We start from the raw sequence: 11,401 nt of genomic DNA, 5'->3' as shown, positions 1-11,401 counted from the left end.
TGGCCACGGCAGGCGCATCAGGTGATAGGGCCCTCTGTGCGACGGCGGCCGTGAGGCCGCCTAGTTAGGGCCCTGAGTGTCTTGGAGAGGGCTTTCTTTGGGCACCTTTCTTTCGCCCGTGAAAGAAAGGTGCAAGAGAGCGGCGCTTGCCCCGCAAGATCCGTGAGTTGCCGGAGAGGCGCAGGGGATCCCAGCTTTCGCTGGAATGATAGGCTTGTTGGCTGGGATGGCAGTGACCTGACCATCGGAGTTGAACAACAGGCGGGAGGAGAGCCATGACGGCGGTGAAGCGGCCGCCCCGTTTCGGCCTTGTGCTGGGCGGCGGCGGCGTGCGCTGCCTGACCCACCTGGGCGTGGTCGAGGAGCTGGAGAACGCCGGCCTGCGGCCCGAGCTGATCACCAGCTCGTCCACCGGCAGCCTGGTGGGTCTGCTGCTGGCGGCAGGCATCCCCCCTGGCCGCATCCGCGAGGCCCTCTATCGCCGCGACCAGCGGCTGGCCTGGCTGAAGCCGGCCTGGCGGCGGGGCGGACTTTTCGCGCCGGAGGCCATCCTGCGCCTGCTCGACCGCTTCTCCCTGCCCGCCCGGCTGGAGGAGCTGGCCATTCCCCTCCACGTGGTGGTGACCGATCTGGTGGAGGGCCGGCAGCTCGTGTACGACCACGGTCCCTGCCGCGAGATCGTCCTCGCCTCGGCCGCCCTCCCCGGCATCTACCCGCCCGTCGAGCTGGAGGGCCACCTCTGCGGCGACGGCGGCATCACCAACAATGTGCCGGCGGACCTCTGCCGGCAGCTGGTGGGGCCGCGGGGCGTGGTGCTGACCAGCAGCCTGGAGATGAACGCCGTCATGCCGGCCGAGCTGCTGCGCCACATGCCGCAGGTGGTCTACCGCTCCATCTACCTGCCGCTGGTGGCCCGGCGCCTGCAGATCCAGACCCGGCACAGCGACCTGCTCATCCAGCCTTTCTCCGACCAGCCGCTCTGCTTCAGCCGGTGGCGGGAGATCGTGCGTTTCTGGTCGGTGGGGGCCATGGCCGACCTCCACGAGCGCGGCCGACATCACATGGGACGCCATTTGCCGGAGCTGCAGGCCATGCTGGCGCGCCTGGAGACGGAGCCCGAACGCGCGCCGGCGGAGCGGCCGCGGGAGGACGCCGCATGATCCGGCGGCTGGCCGTCACCTTCTTCGGTCTGCTCGTCGTGCTGCAGGTGTTGCCGGGCATCTGGTCCGACAGCCTCCTCAGCAGCGCCATCGCCGCCTTGGTGCTCGGCCTGATCAACCTTAGCTTCAAACCGGTGCTGCTGCTGCTGACCCTGCCGGTCAACCTGCTCAGTCTGGGTCTCTTCACCCTGGTGATCAACGGCGCCTGCCTGGCCCTGACCGCCTGGCTGGTGGACGGCTTCCACGTGAAGGGCTTCGGCAGCGCCGTGCTGGGGGCCTTCCTCCTGTCGGTGGTCACCCTCATCGTCAACGGCCTCCTCAAGAAGGAGCATGCATGAACCTGCGCGACACCCTGCTCGACCTGGCGGGCAACCTGCTGTGGAGCTGGACGCCCTGGTACCGGGACTTCCTGCGCTCCCTGGACGAGTCCGCCTTCGACACCCACGAGAACCCCGTCCGCCTCGTGCGCGAGCTGCCACCGGCGCGGCTGGCCGCCCTGGAGAAGGACGCCGCCTTCAAGAAATCCATCAAGGAGGTCCAGGCCCACCTCGAGGCGGACCTGGCCGCCGCCCAGGCCCGCTGCCCGCAGGGCCTCCAGGGACGGCTGGTGGCTTATTTCTCGGCCGAATACGGCATCCACGGCAGCCTGCCCATCTACAGCGGCGGCCTGGGCGTGCTGTCGGGCGACCACATCAAGAGCGCCCACGACCTGGGACTGCCCTTCGTGGGCGTGGGCCTCCTCTACCGGCAGGGCTACTTCACCCAGCGCATCGACCACGAGGGCGTGCAGCACGCCCATCTGGCGCTGATGAACCTGGAGCACCTGCCCGTCCGCGAGCTGGCGGGGGCGGACGGCCGGCCGCTGCGCGTCTCGGTGGAGCTGCCGGGCCGCGAGCTGCTGCTGGCGGTCTGGGAGGCGCGGGTGGGCATCGCCCGCTTGCTCCTGCTGGACAGCGACGTGGTGGGCAACCAGGGGCCGGACCGCGCCCTCACCTGGCAGCTATATGGCGGGGACCGCGACACGCGCCTGGCCCAGGAGATCATCCTTGGCATCGGCGGCGTGCGCGCCCTGCGCGCCCTGGGGCTCAACCCCAACGTCTGGCACATGAACGAGGGACACAGCGCCTTCCTGGCCGTGGAGCGCGTGCGCGAGCATCTGGCCAAGGGCCTGGACTTCGAGACGGCGGTGGAGGCCACCGCCTCCTCCACCGTCTTCACCACCCACACGCCGGTGCCCGCCGGCAACGAGGCCTTCCTCCTGCCGCGCCTCCAGCGCTACTTCCACGACTACTGCCAGAAGGGCGGCATCGACTTCCACCGCCTGCTGGAGCTGGGCACGGAGACGGACACGAGCGGCTACAAGCTGTTCAGCCTGACGGCGCTGGCCGTGCGCCTCTCGCGCTTCGCCAACGGCGTCTCCATGCTGCACGGGGAGGTGAGCCGCAAGATGTGGTACCACCTCTGGCACCAGGTGCCCATCGACGAGACGCCCATCGGGCACGTCACCAACGGCATCCACACCGCCAGCTGGGTGGCCCCCGAGTTCCGCGAGCTCTATGGGCAGGCCCTGGGCGAGGACTGGGAGCGCAAGCTGCTGGACGCGCCCGCCTGGGAGGCCCTGCGCGCTCTGCCCGACCAGGAGGTCTGGCGACGCCACCAGACCCTCAAGGCGCGGCTGGTGGCGGAGATCCGCCGCAACCTGACGAAGCGCCTGGAGGCGCCCGGCCTGCCCCTGGAGCGCATCCTCTCCCGCATTGATCCCCAATCCCTTTTCATCTGCTTCGCCCGGCGTTTCGCCACCTACAAGCGGGCCCTGCTCATCTTCGACGACCTGGACCGCCTGCACCGCCTGCTCAACGACCCCTCCCATCCGGTCACGCTGGTCTTCGCCGGCAAGGCCCATCCCGCCGACCACCCGGGCCAGGCCCTCATCCGCCGCCTCCACGAGATCAGCCTGATGGAGCGCTTCCAGGGGCGGGTCATCCTGCTCGAGGGCTACAACCTCGCGCTGGCGCGTTTCCTCGTCCAGGGGGCGGACCTGTGGCTGAACAACCCGCGGCGGCCCCTCGAGGCCAGCGGCACCAGCGGGCAGAAGGTCTGTCCCAACGGCGGGATCAACTTCTCCGTCCTGGACGGCTGGTGGGTGGAGGGCTTCAACGGCCGCAACGGCTGGAGCATCGGGCGCGACCTGGACTACGGTGACGAGAAGATCCAGGACTACTACGACGTGCGCTCCCTCTACGAGCGGCTGGAGGAGCAGATCGTCCCCCTCTTCTACGAGCGGGACAGCCAGGGCGTGCCGGTGGGCTGGGTGGCCTGCATGAAGGAGAGCATGGTCAGCTGCACGGCGCGCTTCAGCACCAGCCGCATGGTGCGGGACTACGTCGAGCAGGGCTATCTGCCCGCCGCCGAGAAGCACCACCGGGCCCGCCTCGATGACTGGCAGGCGGTGCGGGATTACGTGCAGTACAAGCGCAGTTTGCTCAAGCGCTGGTACCACATGACCGACACCTGGCTCAAGGCGCGCCGGGAGAACGAGTGCGTGGAGATCGACGCCGGGCTCTACCTGGGCCTGCTCAAACCCTCGGAGGTCAAGGTCGAACTCTTCATGCGGGTGAACGACCACATCCGCTGCCAGGAACTGGAGCTGAGCGGCCCGGGCGAGGAGGACGGCACCTGGGGCTACCGCCTCTATTTCTGCGACCCGGACTTGCGCAAGGCCGAACTCAAGCTGCGTGTCCTGCCGCGCCACCCCTGGCTGGCCGGCAACATGGAGATGGGCATGTGCTACTGGTTCCACCAGAAGATCGAGTAGGAGGTCCGCGATGACGGCACTGGACGGGACGGGAGGGGATCTGGCGCGCCACGATGCCTGCGCCGCGGACCTGCTGGCCTTCCTCGACGCCTCCCCCAGCCCCTGGCATGCGGTGGAGGAGATGGGGCGCCGGCTGACGGCGGCCGGTTTCCTGCGCCTGGAGGAGGGCGAGGCCTGGGAGCTGGAGGCGGGGCGCGGCTACTTCACCACCCGCGCCGGCAGCGCCCTGGCCGCCTTCGTGGCGGGGGGGGAGGCCCCGGCCCGGGCCGGCTTCCGCCTGATGGGCGCCCACACCGATTCCCCCGGCCTGCGCGTCAAGCCTCAGGGCGAGCATGCCAAGGGCGGCCTGCTGCGCCTGGGGGTGGAGGTCTACGGCGGACCCATCCTGGCCACCTGGACCGATCGCGAGCTGGGGCTGGCCGGTCGCCTGGTGCTGGAGGATCCCGCCTCGGCCACGGCCGTCCTCACGCGGACCGTGCGGCTGGAGCAGGCCCTCCTGCGGCTGGCCAATCCGGCCATCCACCTCAACCGCGAAGTGAACAACAAGGGCCTGGTGCTGGACAAGCAGGAGGAGTTGCCCCTGCTGCTGGCAACGGCGGAGGAGGGACTGCCCGAGGGCGGCCTTCTGCGCGGACTGCTGGCGGAGACGGCGGGCGTGGACCCGGGGGCGATCCTCGGCTTCGACCTCTGCGCCTGGGATCTGCAGGCGGCGGCCTTCTGGGGGCCGGGTCGGGAGTTCATCGCCGCCGGGCGGCTGGACAACCTGGCCATGTGCCACGCCGGCCTCCTGGCCGTGCAGCGTCTGGTGGAGGAGGGGATCCGCCCCGCCGCCACCGCCCTGGCTGTCTTCTTCGACCATGAGGAGGTGGGCAGCCAAAGTCCCCAGGGCGCCGACGGCAGCTTCCTGCCGGACCTGCTGGAGCGCGTCCACGAGGCGCTGGGGGGCGGCCGCGGCGACTTCCTGCGGGCCTGCTCGCGCAGCTTCCTCATCAGCGCCGACATGGCCCACGCCCTGCACCCCAACTACCTGCGCTGGTACGATCCGCAGCATCAGGCCTTCCTCAACCGCGGGCCGGTCATCAAGCACAACAGCAACCTGCGCTACACGACCAATGGCGAGGGGGCGGCCCGCTTCGAGCGGATCTGCCAGGCCGCCGGCGTGCCGGTGCAGCACTACGTCCATCGCACGGACCTGCCCTGCGGCACGACGATCGGTCCCATGGCCTCGGCCCGCCTGGGCATCCCGGCCGTGGACGTGGGCAATCCCATGCTCTCCATGCACAGCGTGCGGGAGTGCGCCGGCGCCCTGGACCCGCTCTGGATGACGGAGGCGCTGGCCACCTTCCTGCGGGTGGACTGAGCCGTGGCCCGGCTGCGTCTCCACGGCGATCCCACCCGGGTGCTGGAGCCGCCCCACCAGCTGGGGGAAGGGCCGGGCCGCTGCCTGCCGCTGGGGGCCAGCTGTCCACCCGGCTGCACGGCCGACCCCCTGCATGGCCGGGTCAACTTCGCCCTGCCCACCACCCGCGCCCGGCAGGTCTCCCTCCTCATCCTCGACCGCGAACGCGGCGAGCCGGTGCTCGAGCTGGAGTTGGACGAAGCCGCCAACCGCACGGGGCAGGTCTGGCATGTGGAGGTGGGGGGCCTGGCCAGGCCCGTGCGCTACGCCTGGCGGGTGGACGGCCAGGATCTGGCCGACCCCTGGTCCCGCGCCCTCGGACGCCACCAGGACGGCATGCGCGTGGGCTTCCATGCGTGGTTTCCCCTGCCCGGGCATGTCTGGCGGCATCCCCGCCCGCCCCGCCGCCCCCTGCAGGACCTCGTCATCTACGAGCTGCACGTCAAGGGCTTCACCGCCCACCCCTCCAGCGGCGTGGCAAAACCCGGCACCTATGCCGGCCTCGCCGAGCGCATCCCCTATCTGCGGGACCTGGGCGTCACGGCGGTGGAGCTGATGCCCGTCCATGTCTTCGATCCGCACGCCAACGTCTTCATCAACCCCCGCACCGGCAAGGGCTTGAGCAACTACTGGGGCTACGACCCGGTGGGCCTGCTGGCGCCGGCCACCCACTACGCCGCCCGAGGGGAACCCCTCGCCGCCGTGGAGGAATTCCGCGCCATGGTGGACGCCCTGCATGGCGCCGGCATCGAGGTGATCCTCGACGTGGTGCTCAACCACACAGCGGAGGGCAGCGCGCGCGGCCCTACCCTCCACTTCCGCGGGCTGGACGACGAGATCTGGTACATGCACGGCCCGGACGGCGCCTATCTGGACTTCACGGGCTGCGGCAACACCTTCAACTGCAACCATCCCATCGTGCGCGACTACATCCTGACCTGCCTGCGCAGCTGGGTGACGGAGTTCGGCGTGGACGGCTTCCGCTTCGACCTGGCAGCCGTGATGGGCCGGGATCCGGAGGGTCATGTCCTGGTCAGTCCGCCGGTGCTGGAGCAGATCACCCTGGATCCGGTGCTGGCCGGGACGCGCCTCATCGCCGAGGCCTGGGACGCGGCCGGCCTCTACCAGGTGGGCAGTTTCGACGAGGGCTTGCGCGGAGCGGGCGGCCGTCTGCGGCCGGGGGGCGGCTGGTCCCAATGGAACGGACGCTACCGGGACGAGATGCGCCGCCTGGTGCGCGGGGAGCCGGGCTTCACGGGCGCGGCGGCCAGCCGCCTCTGCGGCTCCTCGGATCTCTTCCAGTGGAACGGGCGCGGACCGGCCCACTCCCTCAATTTCATCACCTGCCACGACGGCTTCACCCTGGCCGATCTCGTCTCCTACGACCGCAAGCACAACGAGGAGAACGGCGAGCAGAACCGGGACGGACTGAACGAGAACTACAGCTGGAATTGCGGCGTGGAGGGGCCGACCGGGCGCCCGGAGGTGCTGGATCTGCGCCGGCGCCAGCAGCGCAACCACCTGGCCCTGCTCTTCCTCTCCCAGGGCACGCCCATGCTGCTGGCCGGCGACGAGCTGGGGCGCAGCCAGCGCGGCAACAACAACGCCTGGTGCCAGGACAACGAGCTGTCCTGGCTGGACTGGAGCCTGCTGGAGCAGAACGCCGACCTGCACGCCTTCGTGCGCGGCCTCATCGCCCTGCGCGCCGCCCACCCCTCCCTGCGCCACGACCGCTTCCTCACGGCGGAGGACCTGGAGTGGCACGGCACGCGGCCTTACAAGCCGGACTTCAGCGCCGGCTCACGCTGCCTGGCCTGGACCCTGCGCGGCATGGCGGGCGCACCCGACCTCTATGTCGCGTTCAACTTCTGGCAGGAAAGCCTCGACTTCACGCCGCCCCCGCCCGGGGCCGGCCGCCAGTGGCGCCTGGTGCTGGACACGGCCCGGCCGGAGCCGCCTTGCCTGGAGCCCGGCCCGGCGGCGCGGCGGGGTGGGCTCCTGCACCTGGAGCCCTTCTCCCTGGTGGTTCTGCAGCAGATGACAGACTGATCCCTCACCGACCATTCCTGGCAGAATGAGAAGCCCCGGCCGCGGCCGGGGCTTCTCATGGATAGTGGCAGGTCGGATCAGCGGGTGGACTCGTTGACCGCCTCCGGCAGCACGGGCCGCAGGAAGGACGCGGGGGCGGTCTGCAGCGTGGCGGCGTCGGGCAGCGGCAGCTCGGGATGGCTGTCCGCCACCAGCAGGCCGTTCTCATCCACCGCCGTCACGCGCACGAAGCCCTGCTCCAGCATGCCCACGTTGCCGAAATAGAGGAGCAGGCTGGTCAGGTTGGTGGGGGCCACGCCCGGCGAGTCCAGATAGGGATTGTCGTCGTAGTAGAGGTTGTAGTATTCCACCGTGATCGGATTGCCGTTGATGTCCACGGTGACCGGATTGAAGGTCAGTTGCAGGGTGGCGTTGCCCGTGCTGAAGTCCACCGGCGTGAGCGAGACGACCAGCGGCGCCACCGGCTTGCGGCTGCCCACCGTGAACACGGCATGGACCGTCTCCGGCGAGTTGTAGAGGCTGGTGGTCACCGTGGCCGTGCCGCGATAGGTCCCCGCCGACAGGCCGCTCGGATTGAAGGTCCAGTTGGTCGTCACCGTGCCCAGGCCGCTGAGGTTGCCCGAGGTCGGCGACATGCTCAGCCAGGAGAGAGCCTCGCTGGTGGAGTGCGAGGCGCTGCCGAACAAGCTGCCGTTGCGATAGACCAGCTGGCGCACCGCGCTGGAGCCGTTGGGCGTGCCATAGCCGCGCACTGTCTGCCGGGCGCGCTTCCAGCCCCAGGCCACCAGGTTTTCGATGCTCTCGCCCAGGCTGCAGTTGAAGTAGAGTTCGCTGTGCTCCATGGGCGCCCCGTAGAGAACGAGGCCGCGACTCTCGTTGGTGAGCATGCAGGGGCTGCCCGTGCCACAGTCGGTGGTGGCCAGGGTCGTCCACCCGGCCGGCACGTTGCTGTAGACGTAGTGCACGGCGTTGTTGCCCGGCGCGTCGGCCCCCACGCCCGTCACCAGGATGTGGCCGGTGGGGTGGGCCGTGGCGCAGGTCTGCCAGGTTTGGGAGATGCCTTCCACGATGCCATGACCGCTTCCCGAGCTGTTGTTGGGACCGGTGGCCATGATGAGCACGCCGCCGGAAAGGTTCCAGTCGTCCAGCCGCTCCAGGTTGTCGCGGATGTTCAGGTAGGAGCCGTTGGAAGTGGGGCTGGGCACGATGATCAGACTATAGGTGACCAGGTTCGTCGCGGCGAGGCTGGCCGTGGTGATGACGTCGTAGGCGATGCCGGCGGCCGTCAACTGGTCCGTCCACTCGGTGGAACCCCAGGGGTTGGTGTCCTGGACCACCGCCACCTGGGGCGTGGTGGGCGGGTAGATACCCAGCCGGAAGGCGCTGACGCTGAAGGTGAGATCGTAGGCGCAGGCCGTGCCCAGATCCGCCGAGCCGCGCTTGGCCACGACCAGGGCGTAATAGCCGGCAGTGGTGAAGGTCTGGGTGATCGTCTCGCTGGGGGTGCCGTTGTTGGAGCTCACGGCCAGGTGGCTGGAGCGACCGGCGTACTCCACCGTCCGGTCGTAGAGGTAGAGGTCCAGGTCGGCGGACTGCTCGCTGCTCAGGTCCATTCTCCAGCTCAGGTTGAGTTCGTCGGCCGCGATGTAAAATTCGAAGATGTCGAGGATCTGGTTGGCGGCCAGCTCGCCGCAGACGCGGGTGCCATCGACCTGGCTCACGGTCCGGCTATTGACGCGGTTGACGCGCACGTTCCCGGACTGGTTGTTGTAGTTGGTGACGCCCGCCTCGTAGGAGCCGCCGTAGCCCGCGTTGTTGTGGTTGATGAGCACCCAGTCGGGCAAGCCGCTGCCATAGGCGGAGGAGGCCAGGGTGGCGGCGAAGCCCGTCGTCGAGTTGGCGTAGCCCTGATGCAGGTTGATGTCGTAGTCGGCCGTCGAGCTGACGGGCTGGATGGCGATGGCCGTCCACCAGCTGCTGCCCGTGAACTGGAAGCCGTCGCAGTTGGGATAGGTGAAGGTGCTGGTCATGCGGGCGGGCGGGGCGCTGCGGCTCACGCTGGCGCCGGCGGCCAGCTGGTAGGGCGACCAGACCCACTGGCTGTGGTCCACGTTGTCGTTCTCGTTGGTCTCGCAGACCTCATCGTCCCAGTCGAGCCGGGCGGTGAGGGCGTGGCGCCCGCCGCGCACCGTGATGGGGCCGAAATTGGTGTAGTAGAGCGTCCCCACCCAGTTGGTGCCCCATCCGTAGTTGTAATTCCAGAAATGCACGTCGTCCAGGTAGAGGCGATTGTGGATGAAGGGGAAGATGGCGTTGCTGTTGGCTTGGCGCGTGGCCGCGTTGAGCCAGGTGCCGTTGCTGTTGCCGGGCAGGGTGCTGGTCACCAGGCAGCTGGCGTTGCTGGCCCCGGTCGTGTTGCGCGGCACGATGGAGTTGCTCCAACCCGCCGGGGTGGGGGCATCGAAGTCGGGGGCATTGAAGCCCACCTCGCCCCAGCGCGGCCCGGTCAGGGTGGCCAGCATGCGCGTGCGCTGGTTGGCCGTGAACTGGGTGCGGCAGGTCTTGCGGCTGTAACTCATGAGATTGATCGTACTGGGGCTGTAGGTCCGTGTCTGCCCCGCGCAAAAGATGGTCGAGTTGCCCGTGTAGGTACAACTGGCGTTGACGTTGCCTGTGCCCAGGCCGGGGTCGGCCGGCGTGTCGCAGAGGCCGTCCCCCGCCGTGCCGCAGTTGCTGCCGTTGGGGCACTCCGATCCGTTGGCCGTCTCGTGGGTGTGGAGCAGGTCGAAGTAGTGGCCGACCTCATGGGGAAAGGTGCTGGGGTTGCTGGCCAGGCCCACGCAGCTGTTGCTGAAGGTGATGCCCTGGTCGGGACTCCAGGTGAAGGAGGACATGCCACACCAGCCGTCGTCATCGTTGACAAAGTAGCAGTCGATGGCGTTGGGATGGTTGTTGATGGCCTTGAGCGCGCTGCGCTCGGCGTCGCTGTCGATGTTGTAATAGGTGCTGCTGTTGATCGTGTCCTGCAGCAGCACATGGAAGCAGATGCCGGTGCCGGCGAAGGCCGTGGCCAGGTCCACCATCGCCTGGTCCAGCTGGGACTGCGCGATGCCGCCCGTGCCGCTGGTGGTTCGCACCACGTGGAAGGCGAGGTAGACCAGGTAGGTGGCCTGGGTGCGGGCGGCGTCGTATTCGTAGACGCCGGCCGCCAGGTTGCGCTGGTAGAACTCCAGGTCGAGGGTGCTCAGCTCGCTGGCGCAGGTCTGGCGGCCGCCCTCCATCGTGTCGGCCTGGGCGGGGCGGGTGCCGCCAAGGCCAAGCAGCAGGGTTAGCAGGATCAGGAGGTGGCGCATCACTGGACCCCTCCTTCCTCGCTGGAGGGAGTCATGACCGTGGGCGCTTCCCGGGTGGCGGCGGGTGCTGCAGCGCCCAGCGCGCGCTCCAGGGTGACCTTCTCTTCCGGACTGAGCGGCTGAGCGGACTGGCGCAGGGGAGCGACGCGGCGCAGCCGGGCCAGTTCCGCCTCAGCCCGCTCCGCCTCTTCCAGCCGGCCGGCCTGACGACAGGTCGCGGCCAGCAGGAGCAGACGCTCCGGCTCGGCGGACGCCTTGAGGTCCTGGATGCGCAGCTGCAGCTCCTCGTGGCGAGCCGGGTCGGCGGCGGCCTCGGCCTCCAGGGCCGCCACGGCCTGGCGGGTCTCGGCGGCCAGCTGGTCGATGGGTCCGCGGTGCGCCTGCGTCCGCCGGGCGGCGTTCTCCATTGGCGCGGACGAGGCCTCCAGGGCCGGATCGGCGGCCCAGGCGGCGCCGCCCACCATGGTCAGGAACAGGCATTGGCTTACCCGATTACGCAGCAGTTTCAGCTACCGAAGTGGCTGCTGATCAAGGTCAATGAGTTGACATGTCCCACCCCGGGCCGATCTTCGTGACGCATTCACGAAAGGAGCCCATCATGCCGTCCTCACTCAGTATCCAGTTT

The 11,401-nt window shown here is 69.2% G+C and carries 7 protein-coding genes; 5 read left to right on the top strand and 2 right to left on the bottom strand.

The annotated features are described in order from the left end of the window. Nucleotides 1–275 precede the first annotated feature (275 nt). Genes Q8O14_04560 through Q8O14_04540 form a run of 5 tightly spaced genes read left to right on the top strand, consistent with a single transcriptional unit; the run spans nucleotide 276 to nucleotide 7,423 of the window. A complete protein-coding gene (locus Q8O14_04560) occupies nucleotides 276–1,160 on the top strand; it encodes a patatin-like phospholipase family protein (protein MDP2360011.1) in 885 nt (294 codons plus the stop codon). Continuing rightward, nucleotides 1,157–1,498, top strand: a complete 342-nt coding sequence (locus Q8O14_04555; protein MDP2360010.1) for a phage holin family protein — start codon at nucleotides 1,157–1,159, stop codon at nucleotides 1,496–1,498. The genes Q8O14_04560 and Q8O14_04555 overlap by 4 nt, the downstream gene beginning before the upstream one ends. Continuing rightward, nucleotides 1,495–3,975: an alpha-glucan family phosphorylase gene (gene glgP, locus Q8O14_04550; GenBank protein MDP2360009.1), complete on the top strand. Its 2,481-nt coding sequence runs from the start codon at nucleotides 1,495–1,497 to the stop codon at nucleotides 3,973–3,975. Before Q8O14_04555 ends, glgP begins: the two co-directional genes overlap by 4 nt. Nucleotides 3,976–3,985: 10 nt before the next feature. After that, nucleotides 3,986–5,335, top strand: a complete 1,350-nt coding sequence (locus tag Q8O14_04545) for a M18 family aminopeptidase (protein MDP2360008.1) — start codon at nucleotides 3,986–3,988, stop codon at nucleotides 5,333–5,335. Nucleotides 5,336–5,338: 3 nt separating this feature from the next. Next, a complete protein-coding gene (locus tag Q8O14_04540; GenBank protein MDP2360007.1) occupies nucleotides 5,339–7,423 on the top strand; it encodes an alpha-amylase family glycosyl hydrolase in 2,085 nt (694 codons plus the stop codon). Between the two features lie 77 nt (nucleotides 7,424–7,500). On the opposite strand, the gene Q8O14_04535 is transcribed toward Q8O14_04540, so the two are convergent. Continuing rightward, nucleotides 7,501–10,776, bottom strand: a complete 3,276-nt coding sequence (locus Q8O14_04535) for a M43 family zinc metalloprotease (GenBank protein MDP2360006.1) — start codon at nucleotides 10,774–10,776, stop codon at nucleotides 7,501–7,503. Further along, nucleotides 10,776–11,183, bottom strand: a complete 408-nt coding sequence (locus Q8O14_04530) for a hypothetical protein (GenBank protein ID MDP2360005.1) — start codon at nucleotides 11,181–11,183, stop codon at nucleotides 10,776–10,778. The genes Q8O14_04535 and Q8O14_04530 overlap by 1 nt, the downstream gene beginning before the upstream one ends. Nucleotides 11,184–11,401 lie beyond the last annotated feature (218 nt).

Source organism: bacterium (assembly GCA_030685015.1).
Lineage (GTDB): Bacteria > CAIWAD01 > CAIWAD01 > CAIWAD01 > CAIWAD01 > CAIWAD01.
Note: the sequence above shows the minus strand (reverse complement) of the source record. Positions and strands in the feature narration are given on the sequence as shown.